The sequence below is a fragment of the Brevibacillus sp. HB1.2 genome (genome assembly GCF_013332495.1).
Lineage (GTDB): Bacteria > Bacillota > Bacilli > Brevibacillales > Brevibacillaceae > Brevibacillus > Brevibacillus porteri.
Genome location: NZ_JABMIU010000001.1, coordinates 860,073 through 876,861, shown reverse-complemented (window position 1 = coordinate 876,861; position 16,789 = coordinate 860,073). Strand labels below are relative to the sequence as shown.

Sequence of the window (16,789 nt, the reverse complement as noted above, 5' to 3'; positions counted from 1 at the left end):
CATGTAGAAATCTACAATCGAATCTATATACATCGACGTAATAGACTGAGGGGTTTTTCGATGGATTTGAAACAAGCGTCCGAACAATTGGAGCAAGTACGCAATCAGTCACTTGCGTATACAAACAAGGGGAGTGTAGCGTCCTACATCCCTGAATTGGCAAAAGTCAATTCACATCAATTGGGAGTGGCTGTATGCTTGCCCGATGGGACGATCCTTTCTACTGGGGATGCAGATGTGCCTTTCTCGATGCAAAGTATCTCCAAGATTTTCTCTCTGATCGTCGCCTTATGCCAGAACGGAAAGGAATACGTGTTTCGGCATGTGGGGAAAGAACCAACTGGAGACCCGTTTAATTCGATTATTAAGCTGGAGACGACCGAATCCCATAAACCACTGAACCCGATGATCAATGCAGGAGCCATTGCGGTTGCGGGCATGATTCGCGGTGCCAACGTGGACGAGCGGCTAGATGCTGTGATGGCTTTGATGCGGAAAATGACGGGGAATCCTCATCTTTCTATTAATCAAGCTGTTTATTGTTCTGAAAAGAAAACGGCTGATCGCAATCGTGCCCTCGCTTGGTTTTTACAGGACAGCGGCATTCTGGAAACGGATGTAGAAGAGACGCTTGATCTGTATTTTCGCCATTGCTCGATAGAAGTGACAGCCAAGGAAGTAGCGACACTAGGAATGGTGCTTGCAGCAGACGGAATTCTCGTGAATACAGGTGAGAGAGTGATTCCAGAAGAAGTAGCGCGAATCTGCAAGACTTTCATGGTGACTTGTGGGATGTACAATGCCTCTGGTGAGTTTGCGATTGACGTAGGAATCCCCGCGAAAAGTGGGGTTGCCGGCGGTATTATGGCAACAGTGCCACAGCGAATGGGGATTGGCGTGTTCGGTCCAGCCCTGGATGAAAAAGGAAATTCGGTAGCCGGTGTCAAGCTGTTGGAGCTGCTTTCAAAAGAGTGGAAGCTTGGTATCTTTTAGCTTCTTGCAGTTGATCTGTCTTCTCCCCTTTTCAAATGGCCCAGAATCGCGTACTATGTATGATAAGGATGGAGGCAAACGGAGGGATAGGTTTTGACAGAAATTAAGGTTCCCGATCTGGAACAAAAAGCGCTAGCGTTGCTTCAAGCAGACGCCGACAAAATTTACAAGCTGATCGACGTACAGATGGAAAACCTGACCATGCCACAGTGCCCACTGTATGAAGAAGTGCTGGATACCCAAATGTTCGGGCTTTCTCGTGAAGTAGAGTACGCGGTCCGCTTAGGACTGATTAGCGAAGACATTGGTCGAGAAATTATGGGGTCATTGGAACGTAAATTGGCCCATCTTCATGAACTGTTTAATCAAAAGTAAGGCGAGGAGAGCGGCGATTATCCTCGCTTTTCATTTTGTTGAAAGAAAAAACACTTGCCTATTTCGTATATTTATATTAAATTAAACTCTATAATTTTTTATTAATTTTGAAATGCAATGACGGAGACTAGTATGCGGAATCACCGCTTGTCAGGGAGAAGCTGCCTTAGACTGAAAGCAGCTTTGAAGCGCGCCCCGTAGAATTCCCTCCTGAGCAGCCCTCTCAATGGCATTTGCCTAGTAGGAGGAATCGGGTCATTCCCGTTATCAATGATGGAGAGAAGTGCGTAGGGAATCTGTATCCCGTGCACTTAATCAGGGTGGTACCGCGAATAACTCGTCCCTTTTTTGGACGGGTTTTTTTTATTTTCGCAAGACGCCCAACAACCGAATCATAGAAACAAGCGAGGAAAGAGACTAGTAAACGGACCTGCTGCATGACAGGGAAGGCTGCCATAGACTGAGAGCAGCCTGATGTAAGCCCCGTTGAATTCACTCTTGAGCTGACCTCTGAACGCAGGCGCCGCCAGTAGGAGAGTCCGGGTCATACCCGTTATCAATGACGAAGCGAGGCATCGCCAATAGGGGATGTCTAAGTAGGGTGGTACCGCGAGAAATAAGTAACTCGTCCCTTTTTGGGGCGGGTTTTTTTGTATCCATTTTTGAGCATAAAAAGAATATCTTTGGAGGGTGAAAACTATGAAACAAGCCGAACAATGGACGAGCAGGCTCGGCTTCATCTTGGCAGCGGCAGGCTCGGCGATTGGACTGGGGGCCATTTGGAAATTTCCTTATATGGTTGGAACGAGCGGTGGTGGAGCGTTCTTTCTGCTATTCATCATCTTTACGCTAGTAATTGGTCTTCCGTTGTTGCTAGGAGAATTCACAATCGGACGCAGTACACAAAAAGAGGCGATCAGCGCGTATAAAACCATTGCGCCTGGCTCACTCTGGCATTGGATCGGTCGCCTTGGTGTAATCACTTGCTTCTTGCTCTTGTCCTTTTACAGTGTGGTGGGAGGTTGGATTCTTAGTTATCTTCTTCGCGGGTTTACTGGTCAATTGCAAGGGCCAGCTTATGACAAAGTGTTTGGTGACGTCATCGGTGATCCTGTTAGTGCAGTAGTCGCCCAGCTGGTTTTCATGCTCATTACTGCGTGGGTAGTAGCGAGAGGCGTACAGAGTGGAATTGAGTCCGCTAACAAGTACATGATGCCTGGTTTGTTCCTTTTATTTATGGTATTGATGGTTCGTTCCTTGACGTTGGATGGGGCGATGGATGGGGTTTCCTTCTTTCTGCGTCCTGATTTTTCCAAGCTGAGTGCTGAATCGATCCTGTACGCATTGGGTCAATCCTTTTTCGCGCTGAGCGTCGGGGTGTCCGTCATGGTTACGTACAGCTCGTATCTTGCCAAAAACGAAAGTCTGGTTCGTTCTGCTGGATCGATTGTCAGTTTGAATCTGCTCGTATCGCTGTTTGCCGGTTTGGCGATTTTCCCAGCAGTCTTCTCCCTTGGAGTAGAACCAACAGCGGGGCCGGGATTACTGTTTATCGTACTGCCTTCCGTGTTTGAACAAATTGCCTTCGGTAGCATTTTTCTGTTAATCTTTTTGGCGCTTTTCCTTTTCGCTACATTGACTTCGGCTTTTTCCATGCTAGAAATTATCGTTGCTTCTCTTGCAAAAGGAGACGAAAAGAAACGCAAACGTCTCGCCTGGGTGATTGGTCTGTTGATTTTTATCGTCGGTGTACCATCGGCTTTGTCATTCGGCGTATGGAGCGAGGTTACGCTGTTCGGCAAGTCTATCTTCGATGCGATGGACTTTTTGGTCAGCAATATCTTGATGCCGCTTGGAGCGCTGCTCATTTCGATCTTCGTTCCTTTGAAAATGAAGCGCGAGACCTTGATAAACGAGTTGGGGGCGCATACTTCTCTGGGCAAACGCTTGTTTATCATTTGGCTTCTCCTGATTAAATATGTAGCACCTATCGCGATTCTGGCAGTTTTCCTGCAAATGCTGGGTATCTGGTAAAACAACGAAAGGCTTCGCCACAGAGGATGGCGGAGCCTTTGTTTTATTCCTGCGCCCTACGCGAAGAAAAAGACCGTACCCAAAATAATATACACCGTCAACAGAAGTACACCTTCAAACCAGTTCGTAGCGCCATCCCGTGTGATGGAAATCGTAATAAAGGTAGCAACTCCGATCGCAGCCAATTCAAAGGTAGTGAACACAATGTCCATAGGATTTCCTAGCAAAAGACTGATGATGACGAGAGTAGGGGCTACGAACAAGGCAATCTGCAGGCTGGAGCCGATCGCGATCTCGACTGCTGCACCGATGCGACCTTTTAGTGCCAAAAGCAAGGCAGCGCTGTGCTCTGCGGCATTCCCGATGATCGCAATGACAAAAGCACCGACGAATAACTCCGACCACCCTAACGATTCGGAGACATGCTGTACACCCTCTACCAGCCATTCCGAGACAACGGCCACGAAAAAAGTGGAGACAGCAAGCATTAAGAGAGAGACACCCTTTGACCATACCGCATCACTTTCTTGCGGCTCGATATCCGATAAAAAATCGCTGTGGGTAATCATCGAGAAGATAAGCCACAAAATGTAGGCAATGATGAGCAGGCTGGCGATGACGATGCTGATGATCTCCACCTTGATCATAGGCAGATCGAACATGAAGACTGCCGGTATGAACAAAGCGACGATCGCGAGTGTCATCAGGGAAGCATTGTGACTTGCCAGTCTGCTATTAAAGGTTTGTTCTTTGTATTTTAGACCGCCCAGAAACGTGCTCAAGCCAAGAACCAACAGCATATTTCCGATGATTGCACCCGTAATAGAGGCCTTGACCATATCGAACAAGCCTTCTTTCACCAGGAAAAAAGCAATAATGAGTTCTGCGGCATTTCCGAAGGTAGCGTTAAGAAAGCCGCCGATTCGGTCCCCAGCATAATGGGCGACGCTCTCTGTCGATTTTCCGAGCCAAGCCGCCAAAAAAATGATGGCAAGTGAAGACGTGACGAATTGGAGCATTTCATTTCCAGAAAAATAGTGGGCGTAAAGAGCTAACAGCATGCTTCCGCCTACTAATGAGAAAAAGAGTCTCAAGTTCATATCATCACCTCAGTAGTTTTTACTCATCCCTAAAACCTCATAGGTATAGAGTTCCTGTTCTGGACAAAACTAACCATGAACAAGAAAAGTGAGGTGTTTTTTTTGACCCAGCCTTTGTTGTGCCCGACATGTAAATCGAATCGGATGAGGTTCACTGTCATCGAGCAGACCCCTCGCTATATTAGACTGGACCCACAGTCAGGCGAAGTCGTAGCGGAACTCCATCAAGAACAGCTCGATATGTTTCACCAGCCGTACAAAGGTGAGAACTACATGATACAATGTGGAGTTTGCGGGACCACAGAACCGGAAGAGCGTTTCGTCAAAATGGCCCAGCACATGCAATCACAACGTTCGAAATGAAACGCGAAAAAGGAAAACAGGCACGCAGCTTACGACTGTTGTGCCTGTTTTTTATGGAATGCTAGCGGCAAAAAATGTGTCTGCCGATCTTTTTGATTTGAGGGCGGCTCCAAATCCAACCGGATGTAGCTGTATCCGGGTTGAAATAATAAATGGCACCGTCTGTTGGGTCCCAACCTTTAAGCGCATCATTCACTGCTTTTTTTGCCTGCTCGTTCGGTGCCAGCCAAATCTGACCATCCGCAACAGCTGTAAAGGCACGAGGTTCGAAGATAACGCCCGCTGGTGTATTGGGAAAGGATGCGTTCTTCGTCCGGTTCAGAATAACAGCAGCAACTGCTACTTGGCCAATATAAGGCTCTCCACGCGATTCTCCGTACACGGCATTCGCCATCAAGCGCAGGTCGTTCTCTGATACTCCCGCTGCGTGATACGTAGGTTTAGAAGGCGTAGTAGGCTTCGACGGTGCAGGAGTTGCGGTTTGTGGAACCCCGAGATCAGAAGCAGTAGGCTTATAATTTTTCGTTGCGTTGTACAGCTTTACTTTCGTTTGCGAGCCGAGGACACCATCTACGGTCATACCAAACTCATACTGAAAGTTACGCAACGCCCAATATGAACGCCACCCGAATACGCCGTCTACTTTTCCCGTATAAAATCCAAGGTGCTTCAAACGATACTGCATTTCACGCACGTCTGAGCCTTCTGCCCCTACTTTGACGATCTGCTTACTGAATGCATCTGAGCGCAACGGAGATACCATAACCGCAGTCGTAACCAGAAGTGCGAATACTACTACAGCTAGCAGCCATTTGACAGGCTGTTTCATTTCTTACCCTCCTTCGGGTATGGATTTGAATATCAGTTGATTATTGTTAGGTTCTCCAACTTCCGTCATTTTGGCCTTAGTAAAATATTGGAGAATGCGTAGACTACGAGTAATGTATTTCCACTTTAGTTCTGGAAGGGGAAGATTTTGATGCAGGTCGCGCAATTTTTGACGGAACAATTGATCAGATGGGGAGTAAAACGAATATACGGGGTGGCAGGTGACGGTATCTTTGCCTGGCTGGATCAGATCGCGAAGCAATCCGACATTCAATATATTGCCTGCAAGCATGAATCTGCTGCGGCTATGATGGCAAGTGCGGAAGCAAAACTGACGGGAATTCCGGCTGTTTGTACCGCGACAATGGGGCCGGGTTTCGTGAATTTGATGAATGGACTTGCAGATGCGCATACAGATCGCGCACCTGTCATTGCAATTACAGGACAAGTGGAGACATACAAGCTGGGTGGCGCGTACAAGCAGTTTATCTCACAAGAAGACATGATACGGCCCATCAGTTTTTATTCGACGACGATTACGCATCCAGATGCCATCCAAAGTGTTTTGCACAAAGCATTTGTCACAGCTATGCAGCAAAAAGGAGTGACACATCTCTCCATTTGCAAGGACGTCTTTACGCAATCGACTTCAGATGCAGTCCTTCCAGCACTTCCACGCATTCCACATGCCATTTATCCTGATCGAATGGAGATCGAGCTCGCTTGCGAGCAGGTTGCGAAAGCGCAAAAGCCTCTCATACTGCTTGGTATCGGTGCCCGCAAGTTGGCGGATTCGTGTGTGAAGCTAGCGGAACAGCTAGGGGCAGGCGTGTTGCTGTCGCTCGGAGCAAAAGGGGCGGTAGATGAATCTCATCCACTGGTGATCGGCGGATGGGGAGAAGGGGGCAGCGAAACAACTTTACATGCCTTAGCGGAAGCAGATTTGTTGCTGATTTTGGGAGCGAGCTGGTTCCCTCGCGCTTTTTTGCCAAAGAAACTGTCCGTCATTCAAGTAGATCATCAGCCTGGATCGATACATGCACATCCCTACCTCCAGTCTGTCACGGCTGAATTGGACGATGTTCTGCCGATCTGGATGAGACGCTTGCAATCACGCAGACAGGACGATGCGTGGCAGGAACAGATCAAGCGGTGGCATGGAGAGTTTGGCGAGGAGACAGAGCAAGCAGTCATTCAACAAGCGAGTGAGCAAGTAAAACCACAAACCTTGATGCATACGCTTGGGGGAGTGGTCAATGAAGATGCGATTATCGTCCTAGATACGGGTGAGCACACGATCTGGTTTAATCGTGCGTTCCGTGGGAAAAAACAGACCCCACTCTTTTCAGGGAAGTGGCGGACGATGGGATTTGGGTTGCCTGCGGCTGTGGCTGCAAAGCTCACCTATCCTGAGAAACAGGTCGTCTGCGTCGCTGGGGATGGGGGATTGCAAATGAATCTGGCAGAACTTATGACAGCGGCCGAGCTCCAACTTCCGATTGTGATTCTCGTGGTGAACAATGGGACATTAGGATTGGAAGAGGTCAAAATGAGTCAGGCGGGCTTGATCCCTTTTGGAGTGAAATTGCGTAATCCAGATTTTCAACAATTGGCGAATGCTTGCGGAATCAGTGGCAAGGTCGTCAAAGAGGTACATACCTTGGAGTCGGTATTGCGGGAGGCGCTTGCTGCAGATCAGTTGACACTCGTTGACATTCATTGCACATCTCCGACACTAACGGAGAGAAAAAAACAAATTTCCTTCCAAGCCCAAGCATGATTTGTTTATAATGAAAGAAAAGGCAAATGAAACCAGTGGGAGAAGTACGAAACGGGCGAAGAGGAGGGCGTCCTGATGGCTGATGGACTTGGCGAAATCAGAGTAGCAGATCAGGTGATCGCGATCATTGCTGGGGTTGCTGTAGAAGAAGTGTTGGAAGTCACAGTTCGTTCAGGCGGAATCTATCAAGATTTGGCGAAAAAGCTGAATGGCGGCGCGAAAGGCATTACCGTTTCCGTAATAGAAGACAGAGTCACCATTGACATGCGTGTATCCGTCCGTTATGGGGCGCAGATCCATCACGTCTGTCACGTCCTACAGGAAAAAGTAAAAGAAGCGGTGGAAACATTGACAGGTCTTTATGTGGAAGCCGTGAATGTACGGGTGGAAACAATCGAACTCCTTCGAAATGAGTAAGAAAAAAGGGATACTGGACGCATCCGGTATCCCTTATATTTGTTTCTTACATGGCATATGGCTGTTTTTGTAATTGCTCTTCTACCTTCTGGCGACTGACTTCCCGCGATATACTGAGTAAAAAGCCAGTGGCGAGCAGACATACAAGTAAAGAGGAACCACCATAACTGATAAACGGCAGTGGTACACCTGTCAGTGGAATCAAACCCGTTACTCCGCCAATGTTTAGGATCGCCTGAATGGCGAACATGCTGACAACACCGATTCCTGCCAGACTGGCAAAGGTGTCTTTTACGCGCAGACAAATATGGATGCCGCGCAGCAGGAAAAGCAAATAGATCAAGAGGAACACAGAGGCGCCGATAAAACCAAGCTCTTCTGTCATGATCGAGAAAATAAAATCGGTATGCCTCTCCGGCAGATACAAATACTTTTGAATGCTTTTTCCAAAGCCTGTCCCAGTTAGACCGCCATGTGCAATTGCAATCCAGGATTGAATGATGTTGTAGCCAGTGCCGTCCATATCACTCCACGGATTGAGATAAGAGTAAATCCGATTCAAGGCATGGGGCTTTGCTGTGATGTATACCAATAGGGCAACAGTCACAGCCGGTGCACCGAGACCGATCAATTGGCGGATTTTGGCCCCACCGCAGATCATGACAATCAAAGCGCATCCGAGCAAGATGGCGGCAGAACCAAGGTCGGGTTGGACTACAATTAGTATAAAAAACATCCCCGTTACCATCAGTGGGGGCATCAAACCGGATTTCAGCTTTTGTATCCCGTTTCCTTTTTTGGAGATGATCGCTGCCAAGTACAGAATAAGGCCAAGCTTGGCAAACTCCGCAGGCTGAATGGTTGCAGAACCGATTTCAAACCACGATCGAGCTCCGTTAACTTGCTTACCAATACCTGGAATAAGAACCAGGAGCAAAGAAAAGAAGCTGACGAGCGCAATCAATAAGAAATTTCTCTTATAAAAGGAGAAGGGAATGTTCATGGCCACCAGCATCCCAACGACGCCGACCAGCAAGAAAACCGATTGACGCTTCACGAAATAAAGCTCATCTCCGCCACAATAATCACAGCCGCCACTTGTAAAACTGGTCAATGCGAAAATAGAGCTGGAGCTGAGCACCATGGTTATGCCAAACCCAACAAGTAGGGCGGTCAAAAACAGGAGCAAGAAGTCAGGTACGCCCCTCGTCTTCATAAAAATACCCCCCTCTACGTGAAACAGAGAGGGGATTCCTCTCTGTACACTGTGCCATTTCATTTTTTAGTGTGAGGACAGTTTTTCGCCCAACATTTGCAGCTTCAACTTCGCTGTTTTTACAACGGAGTCTGGCATTGGGTAATCGTAATCCAGACCGTGTGGGAAAAGATGTTTGCCCATATAAGGATCTTCGAGCTTCAGTACGGAGTGCGAATCCTCAAGTTTGCCTTCTGATACGTTCGCTTCGATACGCAGGTAGAAGACATTGCCTTTATCATGGATTTTATAATCGTATGTAGCATGCTTGTAATCCCAAGCGCCGCGATCAAAGCCGAGTTCGCTCATGTAGTGCTCCAGATCGGCGAAAAAGACTTCTTTCGTGCCAATTCCCGTGTCCTTAATGACCATTCTTTTTCCTCCTAAAAATGGGTGAGATATTCACTTATTAATCATAGTCTGTTTTTGGAAGAAGCGCAATATATCATACTCTTTCTTGCGCATGAAACGATAGAGGAGAGGACAAACTACAATCGTTGATTAGCAAAAGGAGGAGAATGAAATGGCGAAGCTGGAAAATCGCACATTGCGCGAAATTATGACAAAAGATGTCGCTACTGTGACGCTTAAGGATAATGTGTATGAAGTGGCTTGCAAAATGCGCGATTGGAATGTAGGGGTCATTCCGGTTGTGGATGAAAAAGAGGATGTGATCGGGATCATTACGGACCGCGATATCGTCATTCGCGGTTTGGCTGAAAAGCATGAGGGATCGACTGCCACCGAGGTGGTCATGACACGGGACATTATTCTTGGGCAACCAGGAACGACTGTCGATGAAGCGGCCAGGATCATGGCCCAGCATCAAATTCGTCGATTGCCTGTTGTCGAGAAAGGCAAGCTGGTCGGAATTGTGGCGTTGGCAGATATGGCTGTTCGTCAAGTTCACCACGATGAGGCGAGTGACGCTCTCCAGCAAATTTCTGAGCCGGCGACACATTAATATGATAGAAACGAGCTGTCGGAAAGAATCCGGCAGCTTTTTTTCATTCGTTCTGTACATTCACGCTGCGTCAAGGTTTATGATAGAAAAAGAATGATACAGGGAGAGAGTTCCATGCAAATCAAAGACATGGCCCATCGCTTGCAAATAACTCCGCGTGCGATTCGATATTATGAAGAAAAAGGGCTGATCAAGCCATCGAAAGCAGATGCGTCCGGGTATCGCCAGTTCACAGAGGAAGATGTCTGGAGGCTGCAAACCATCATGACACTGCGCGAGGTCGGGATGGCGGTAGAAGACATTCGGGAGCTCCTGATTCAAATGAAAGATCAGGAAGGCAGTCTTCTCCATTATTTAGAGCTGCAGCGTTCGTTTATGTATACAAGATGGGTAGAAATGAGCAAAGTCATCCAAACGACAGAAGCGATGATTGAACGGATAAAGGGTAGAGAATCGATTGATCCAGGCGAGCTGTTTACATTGGCAGAAGCGAACAAGCGATTGAAGCAGACACGGGATAACTGGGTGGATCGATGGAATTTTAATGAATGGGCGGACCGCTATGACGAATGGGTACATGGCGGGAATGGTCATGAATCATACGAAAACGTGCTGGATGAGGTTGTTGCGACTGTTGCGGTTAAATCAGGAGAGTGCGGTCTGGATGCCGGAACGGGTACAGGAAACCTCGCAGGGCGTCTCGTGAAAAAAGGAGCCAGGATGAGCGGGTTCGACCAATCTCCGCAAATGCTGAAGCAATGCAGAGCGAAACACCCAGAGGTCGAGACAAAGCTGGGAACCTTTTTCGCATTTCCATTTTTAGAAAATCGGTTTGACTTTGTGGCTACGAGTTACGCCTTGCACCATTTGACGGATGATCAGAAGCAGCTTGCCTTGGCGGAATGTCGCCGCGTGTTAAAACCAGGGGGACGGTTGGTCATTGCCGATTTAATGTTTGAGGATCAGGCGCATAGACAAGCTCATCTTGATACCCTAAGGGAGGCAGGTCATACGAGAGTGATAGCAGATATTCAGGACCGCTGTTATGCCGATCGCTCCCGATTGCTACAGGAGCTTGCCAATCTTGGTTTTACGAATGAAGGAAAACAGCTAGGTACCTATACGCATTTGATCTTGTCTACTTGTAAGTAATTCATTCCCGAAACGTTTTTTCAAAAAGTCGACTTTTGAACACGCATTTTACTTTTGGGCTCTTCCAACTACTGGCACGCGTCTAGCCTTTTGCATAGGCTGTAGCGAGAAGGAAAGGAGGACTCCGCCATGGGTCTGTTTGACGGTTTTTTTGATCGCGAAAACGAGGAATTTATATGGATTATTATTGTCGTGGTCGTCCTGTTGTTCTTGTTTAGCGCCGATCGTGACTAAAATCTGGACGTATAGACAAAACGACCTTTGCGTGAAGGTCGTTTTTTTCGTTAGGAAAAAACGGACTGCTTTTCTATCCTATTGACCTGGGTTGGCAAATCCACTACGCTGGAAAACAATGCAACGTAGAAGAGGAGAAGGAAGTCTATGAAACGATTAACCGTATTTCTGCTCGCACTGGTTCTTTTGCTATCGGCATGTGGAGCGTCCGGTCAGCCAGAAGCTAACGGCGAGATAGATGCTGTGATCAAACGAGTGGTTGATGGCGATACATTTGAGTTGGACAGCGGGGAAAAAGTCCGTATGATTGGCGTAGATACCCCAGAGACAGTAAAACCCAACCATCCGGTCGAACCGTATGGAAAAGAAGCGAGCAATTACTCCAAGGAGCTTTTAACTGGCAAAAAGGTCAAGCTGAAGTTCGATGTCGAGCCTTATGACAAGTACAAGCGTTTGCTTGCTTACGTATATTTGGAAGATGGAACCTTTGTCAATGAAAAGCTCGTTCGTGATGGCTACGCCCGGATCATGACGATCCCACCGAATGTAGCTCAAGCAGAATTGTTCCTGGCAGCGGAGCGGGAAGCACGGGAGCAGAATCGCGGGCTGTGGGCTTTAGAAGGGCAGCAGGCAGAGGCTCCTAAGGAAAAAGCCAAGCCCCAAAAACAGTCCAAGGACAATACGGCGGCTGTCACCGCGCCACCTGAAGGCAAAACCATCAAGGGCAATATCAACAGCAAAGGCGAGAAAATCTATCACGTTTCAGGCTCCGCTAGCTACGAGCAAACAAAAGCGGAGGTGTGGTTTGCGACGGAGGAAGAAGCGCAGCAAGCAGGTTTTCGGGCGCCAAAACGATAGCCATGCAAGAAAAAGTAGCCGCATAAATGGATATGCAAGCCTCGTCCGCCTTGGCAGTCGGGGCTTTTTCATTGTCGAAAAGAATTCTATAAATGTTACAGAACGATGTTGTATGATAAAAAAGTTCAAAAGACCTATAGAAAATGCCGTTACATAAGAGAAAGGGATTATTAAATAACTTACATATTTCACAGAATGCAGGAATAATTCGTAGAATTTCGATGGAGGAAACAACTATTATGAAGTTGACGGTAAGGAAAAAGCTTTTTTTAGGATTTTTGGCAGTGTTATTACTTTTAGTGGCAGTCGCAGGCATTGGTTATTCTCAAATTTCATCCATCGATTCTCGTTATCGGACAATGATCGAAGACCGAATTAACAAGGAGATGCTATCCAAGGACATTATTGCAAGTGTCAGTGAACGACAAAAGTATGCACGAGGATATGTCATTGTAGGCGATGACAGCTATCTGGCGGGGTATACGAAGGCAAATGACAGCTATAAAGAGCTTACTTCTGAACTATCCAAAATGGGTATGAATGCTGAAGGGGAAAAACTTGTAACAGAGATGAACGAGCTGCATGCCCAACACGAGGAAATTATTGAGCGGGTTGTAGCGTTAAAGCAACAAAACAAAGTAGAAGAGTACACGCGCTTGGTCAGAGATGAATGTACGCCAGTCGGCGAATTGTTTATACAAAAAGCCCAAGAATTTGTTGCTCTCGAACAGAAACTGTTAGAACAAGATATTGCCGAGCTGGATAGCAATATTCAATCTACGAAGCTCCTGGTTATCTTGCTTAGCTTACTTGCTCTTCTCACAGGAGTAGGTATTGCCCTCATGATTGGACGTGCCATTTCTCGTCCCGTTTTACTGATCACGCATGCAGCAGAACAAATTGCTGCAGGGAACTTGGCCTCAGCAGATATTCAAATCAAGAATCGCGACGAAATCGGTGAACTAGCCCGCCATTTTTCCCAAATGAAGCACAATCTGCAAGATTTATTAGAACGAGTCTCCTTCCATTCACAACAAGTAGCCGCCTCCTCCGAGGAATTGACAGCCAGCTCCGAATTAACACGCCAGACAGCAGAGAACGTATCCCAATCGATCCAAGATATTGCAGCAGGTGCTGAACAGCAAGTACATGATGCGGAGAATGCCACACAGATTGCCGTGAGCATCTCACAAGTCATGCAGCAAGTATCAATGAGCATGGATCATGCGATCAGCTCATCCGTTGAAGCGAACAAAACAGCAACCGAAGGCAATGAAGTGGTTGCCAAATCAATCGAACAAATGAATGAGATTAATCAAAGAGTGAGCTCTTCTACCGAAGTGGTCAATATGCTCGGTGAAAAATCAAAAGAAGTTGGTTCCATCATTTCGATTATTACGGAAATCGCGAGTCAAACGAATTTATTGGCGTTAAACGCAGCGATTGAAGCGGCGAGAGCGGGAGAACAAGGAAGAGGATTCGCAGTCGTAGCAGATGAAGTTCGCAAATTAGCAGAACAATCCGCGCAAGCAGCTTCGCAGATCGCTTCCATCATCGGAGATATTCAAAGAGATACGGAAAAGGCGATTCACGTCATGAGTCAAGGGGACGTAGCTGTTAAAGAAGGAGTCATCATGATCGAACAAGCTGGAGTTGCCTTCTACAAAATCTTGGGGGTAGTAGACGAAGTCTCAAAAAGAACACAAGAAATGTCAGGACAAATCAATGAAGCCAATAACGGAACTGTTTCCGTAGTGGAATTTATAGAGGGAATTGCGCATGTTTCAAGAATGGCAGCGGAAAACACACAAAGCGTAGTTGCTTCTGTACAAGAACAAACAGCTTCTATGGAACAGATTACAACCGCTTCCAGTACACTCGCCGAAATGGCAGAAGAGCTGCAGCATTCCATCCGTAAGTTTCAATTGTAAGGCGAGAACAGGCGGGGGTGCCATGTGTTTAATCAAATCAGAGATGTAAAGTATGCATTATCTGCATTGGAAGAGTCATCTGTTATTTCGATCACAGATGAAAAAGGAATCATCACCTACGTCAATCACAACTTCTGCGAAATATCCAAGTTCAGTAGAGAGGAATTAATCGGAGAAAACCATAACATCGTCGATTCCGGTTTCCATCCGCGAGACTATTTTAAATCTCTATGGGAGACCATCAGCCGAGGAAAAGTATGGAAAGGCGAGATGAAAAATCGGGCAAAGGACGGTACGGAATATTGGCTTAGCATGACCCTAGTGCCATTCATGAACGACAGTGGATTCCTTTATCAGTACGTGGCAATCGGGACGGACATCACGAAACGCAAGCAGATGGAAGAGTCTCTATCAAAGACGATGAAGGACTTGCACGATATCAAAAATGCACTGGATGAATCTTCGATTGTAGCGATTACAGACGACAAAGGCGTCATTACCTATGTAAATGACAAGTTTTGTGAAATCTCCAGATACGAAGTGGATGAATTAGTTGGAAATACACATAGGGTCATTAACTCTCGCTATCATTCCAAGTCGTTTTTTAAATTGATGTGGGAAACGATCAAGCAAGGACGTGTTTGGAAGGGCGAAGTGAAGAATCGCGCCAAAGACGGCAATGAATACTGGATGAATACGACCATCGTGCCATTTCTAGACGACCGGGGAGTTCCGTATCAATATGTTTCAATCCGTACGGATATTACCGACCGCATTGAAGCAGAGGCAGCTTTGGCAGAAGCGTTGCAGAACGATTTTCGCAGGACGGTCCAAAACTTGCAAAACTGTGTGTTCAAGATCGTGACAGATCCGAAAGGGAACATCACCTATACCTTGTGTGAAGGGAAAATGGCGGAAGAGCTCGGGCTAACGTCTGAGAGGATGCTGAGAAAAACGTCGTATGAAATCTTTCCTTATGAGGTAGCAGAGCATATGGAAAGCTATTTTCGCAGAGCGTTTGCTGGCGAGCCCGTTACCTTCGAACTGAAACTATCCGGAAATGATTATTACATTACGTTGTCACCTATTGAGGAAAATGGAGAGATCGTGGAGATGGTAGGCTCCATGATTGATATCACCGAGAGAAAAAAGGCGGAAGAAACGATTCGCTACATGGCCCATTACGATTCCTTAACCAACCTGCCTAATCGAACGCTTTTTCATGAAAAGCTGGCAGAGGCGATGGTCAAAGCAAAACAAAAAGATGAAAACATCGGCGTCATGTTCATCGATTTGGATCGATTTAAAAACATTAATGATACGCTGGGTCACTCCATAGGGGATGTCCTTTTACAAGCAGTAGCCAATCGTCTCATCGGGTGTTTGCGAAAAGGGGATTCTGTTTCTCGACTAGGCGGAGATGAGTTCGCCATCTTTCTCACAGGTGTCACACACAAAGAAGTTGGTGAAATTGCGCAGCGAATCATCACGAGCATGTCCGAATCGATTACGTTAGACCATATCGAAATCTTTATCACACCAAGTATCGGCATCAGCATGTATCCGGAAGATGGAGACGATATTGAAGCGCTATTGAAGCATGCAGACGCTGCCATGTATTTGGCAAAAGAGCAAGGGAAAAACAATTATCAATTTTTCTCGGAGGAGCTACATCAGATTTTAGCCAAAAAGCTACAGCTTGAAAGAGAGCTGCGAAAAGCTTTGGATGAGAAACAATTTACGCTGCACTACCAACCGAAGATTCATTTACAGACGGGCCAGATTATCGGTATGGAGGCGTTGATTCGTTGGGAACATCCAGACCTTGGTCTCATTCCACCTATTCAATTTATCCCGATCGCAGAAGAAACAGGCTTAATCGTACCGCTTGGAGAATGGGTAATGCGAACGGCATGCCAACAGATAAAAGTATGGCAGGAAACAGGCTTTACTCAGCTGGCGGTTGCGGTGAATATATCCTTACGCCAATTTATGCAAAACAATCTCATTGAGATGATTACCTCGATCCTTGAAGAGACGGGCTTATCTCCGCAATACTTGGAGCTGGAAATCACGGAAAGCATGGCGCTAAATGTAGACTATACAATTCGGATTTTGAATCGTTTGAAAGGTCTCGGGATTAGCATCAGTATCGATGATTTCGGGACGGGCTACAGTTCATTGAGCTATCTAAGTCAATTTCCGATTGATCGGCTAAAAATCGACCAATCCTTTGTCCGGAATTTGAATCCACGGAATCAAGCGATTATTAAAACGATCATCGATATGGCACACAACATGAAAATTGCAGTTATTGCAGAGGGTGTAGAAACACAAGAACATGTTGATTTTCTAAAGGAACAAATGTGCAATGAAGTCCAAGGGTACTTCTACAGTAAACCGCTGCCTACGAAAGAAATCGATTCCTTCTTGCAGGTAAATCGTTATGGTGAATCAGGCAGCATGGTTTAAGTGAGACCATCGAGATTTTACAAAAGGAAGGCG

At 46.6% G+C, this 16,789-nt stretch carries 15 protein-coding genes and 2 other annotated features; of the genes, 11 read left to right on the top strand and 4 right to left on the bottom strand.

Going from position 1 to position 16,789, the window contains the following annotated elements; translation table 11 throughout:
- The first annotated feature begins 60 nt into the window (after nt 1-60).
- The 3 genes from glsA to HPY28_RS04055 all read left to right on the top strand — a co-directional run bounded on the left by glsA (nt 61) and on the right by HPY28_RS04055 (nt 3,402).
- On the top strand, nt 61-993 hold the full coding sequence (glsA, locus tag HPY28_RS04065; RefSeq protein ID WP_174230106.1) for a glutaminase A: 933 nt from the start codon (nt 61-63) through the stop codon (nt 991-993).
- Between the two features lie 93 nt (nt 994-1,086).
- The gene (locus tag HPY28_RS04060) at nt 1,087-1,368 is read left to right on the top strand and encodes an Fpa/YlaN family protein (protein ID WP_007725848.1); all 282 of its coding nucleotides are present in this window, start codon (nt 1,087-1,089) and stop codon (nt 1,366-1,368) included.
- Between the two features lie 108 nt (nt 1,369-1,476).
- Nucleotides 1,477-1,716 (top strand) — a binding site (T-box leader).
- Between the two features lie 50 nt (nt 1,717-1,766).
- Nucleotides 1,767-2,004: a binding site (T-box leader), on the top strand.
- A gap of 63 nt (nt 2,005-2,067) precedes the next feature.
- A complete protein-coding gene (locus HPY28_RS04055; protein WP_017247926.1) occupies nt 2,068-3,402 on the top strand; it encodes a sodium-dependent transporter in 1,335 nt (444 codons plus the stop codon).
- Between the two features lie 56 nt (nt 3,403-3,458).
- Here the strand turns inward: HPY28_RS04055 and cax are convergent, their stop codons facing one another.
- Nucleotides 3,459-4,502 carry a calcium/proton exchanger gene (cax, locus tag HPY28_RS04050; protein WP_026043017.1) on the bottom strand — a complete coding sequence of 348 codons (1,044 nt, stop codon included), beginning with the start codon at nt 4,500-4,502 and terminating at the stop codon, nt 3,459-3,461.
- A 102-nt stretch (nt 4,503-4,604) separates the two neighbouring features.
- Between cax and HPY28_RS04045 the strand changes: the two genes are divergently transcribed.
- Complete coding sequence (locus HPY28_RS04045; protein WP_017247929.1) at nt 4,605-4,865, top strand: hypothetical protein; 261 nt, start codon at nt 4,605-4,607, stop codon at nt 4,863-4,865.
- A gap of 61 nt (nt 4,866-4,926) precedes the next feature.
- Here the strand turns inward: HPY28_RS04045 and sleB are convergent, their stop codons facing one another.
- On the bottom strand, nt 4,927-5,694 hold the full coding sequence (gene sleB / locus HPY28_RS04040; RefSeq protein ID WP_017247930.1) for a spore cortex-lytic enzyme: 768 nt from the start codon (nt 5,692-5,694) through the stop codon (nt 4,927-4,929).
- A 150-nt stretch (nt 5,695-5,844) separates the two neighbouring features.
- Between sleB and HPY28_RS04035 the strand changes: the two genes are divergently transcribed.
- Nucleotides 5,845-7,473 carry a thiamine pyrophosphate-binding protein gene (locus tag HPY28_RS04035; protein ID WP_174230105.1) on the top strand — a complete coding sequence of 543 codons (1,629 nt, stop codon included), beginning with the start codon at nt 5,845-5,847 and terminating at the stop codon, nt 7,471-7,473.
- Between the two features lie 75 nt (nt 7,474-7,548).
- The gene (locus HPY28_RS04030; protein ID WP_069844574.1) at nt 7,549-7,890 is read left to right on the top strand and encodes an Asp23/Gls24 family envelope stress response protein; all 342 of its coding nucleotides are present in this window, start codon (nt 7,549-7,551) and stop codon (nt 7,888-7,890) included.
- Nucleotides 7,891-7,936: 46 nt separating this feature from the next.
- Here HPY28_RS04030 and ftsW read toward each other — a convergent pair whose 3' ends face one another.
- Both ftsW and HPY28_RS04020 read right to left on the bottom strand, forming a co-directional pair.
- Nucleotides 7,937-9,106 (bottom strand): putative lipid II flippase FtsW, encoded by a 1,170-nt coding sequence (gene ftsW / locus HPY28_RS04025; RefSeq protein WP_174230104.1) that lies wholly within the window; start codon nt 9,104-9,106, stop codon nt 7,937-7,939.
- A gap of 66 nt (nt 9,107-9,172) precedes the next feature.
- Entirely contained in the window at nt 9,173-9,517 is a 345-nt protein-coding gene (locus HPY28_RS04020; RefSeq protein ID WP_017247934.1) for a YugN family protein, read from the bottom strand.
- Between the two features lie 151 nt (nt 9,518-9,668).
- On the opposite strand from HPY28_RS04020, the gene HPY28_RS04015 reads away from it, so the two are divergent.
- From HPY28_RS04015 to HPY28_RS03995, 5 genes are all read left to right on the top strand, one after another.
- Nucleotides 9,669-10,109 carry a CBS domain-containing protein gene (locus tag HPY28_RS04015; RefSeq protein ID WP_017247935.1) on the top strand — a complete coding sequence of 147 codons (441 nt, stop codon included), beginning with the start codon at nt 9,669-9,671 and terminating at the stop codon, nt 10,107-10,109.
- Between the two features lie 114 nt (nt 10,110-10,223).
- Complete coding sequence (locus HPY28_RS04010) at nt 10,224-11,261, top strand: MerR family transcriptional regulator (protein WP_174224803.1); 1,038 nt, start codon at nt 10,224-10,226, stop codon at nt 11,259-11,261.
- A gap of 381 nt (nt 11,262-11,642) precedes the next feature.
- Nucleotides 11,643-12,353, top strand: a complete 711-nt coding sequence (locus HPY28_RS04005; RefSeq protein ID WP_174230103.1) for a thermonuclease family protein — start codon at nt 11,643-11,645, stop codon at nt 12,351-12,353.
- Between the two features lie 221 nt (nt 12,354-12,574).
- A complete protein-coding gene (locus tag HPY28_RS04000) occupies nt 12,575-14,284 on the top strand; it encodes a methyl-accepting chemotaxis protein (protein ID WP_254613049.1) in 1,710 nt (569 codons plus the stop codon).
- Between the two features lie 24 nt (nt 14,285-14,308).
- The gene (locus HPY28_RS03995) at nt 14,309-16,756 is read left to right on the top strand and encodes an EAL domain-containing protein (protein ID WP_174230101.1); all 2,448 of its coding nucleotides are present in this window, start codon (nt 14,309-14,311) and stop codon (nt 16,754-16,756) included.
- The last annotated feature ends 33 nt before the right edge of the window (nt 16,757-16,789 follow it).

Bases quoted from the DNA above. Each gene is read 5' to 3' on its own strand.
- glsA (WP_174230106.1), top strand. From the start codon at position 61: ATGGATTTGAAACAAGCGTCCGAACAATTGGAGCAAGTACGCAATCAG.
- HPY28_RS04055 (WP_017247926.1), top strand. From the start codon at position 2,068: ATGAAACAAGCCGAACAATGGACGAGCAGGCTCGGCTTCATCTTGGCA.
- cax (WP_026043017.1), bottom strand. From the start codon at position 4,502: ATGAACTTGAGACTCTTTTTCTCATTAGTAGGCGGAAGCATGCTGTTA.
- sleB (WP_017247930.1), bottom strand. From the start codon at position 5,694: ATGAAACAGCCTGTCAAATGGCTGCTAGCTGTAGTAGTATTCGCACTT.
- HPY28_RS04035 (WP_174230105.1), top strand. From the start codon at position 5,845: ATGCAGGTCGCGCAATTTTTGACGGAACAATTGATCAGATGGGGAGTA.
- HPY28_RS04030 (WP_069844574.1), top strand. From the start codon at position 7,549: ATGGCTGATGGACTTGGCGAAATCAGAGTAGCAGATCAGGTGATCGCG.
- ftsW (WP_174230104.1), bottom strand. From the start codon at position 9,106: ATGAAGACGAGGGGCGTACCTGACTTCTTGCTCCTGTTTTTGACCGCC.
- HPY28_RS04020 (WP_017247934.1), bottom strand. From the start codon at position 9,517: ATGGTCATTAAGGACACGGGAATTGGCACGAAAGAAGTCTTTTTCGCC.
- HPY28_RS04015 (WP_017247935.1), top strand. From the start codon at position 9,669: ATGGCGAAGCTGGAAAATCGCACATTGCGCGAAATTATGACAAAAGAT.
- HPY28_RS04010 (WP_174224803.1), top strand. From the start codon at position 10,224: ATGCAAATCAAAGACATGGCCCATCGCTTGCAAATAACTCCGCGTGCG.
- HPY28_RS04005 (WP_174230103.1), top strand. From the start codon at position 11,643: ATGAAACGATTAACCGTATTTCTGCTCGCACTGGTTCTTTTGCTATCG.
- HPY28_RS04000 (WP_254613049.1), top strand. From the start codon at position 12,575: ATGGAGGAAACAACTATTATGAAGTTGACGGTAAGGAAAAAGCTTTTT.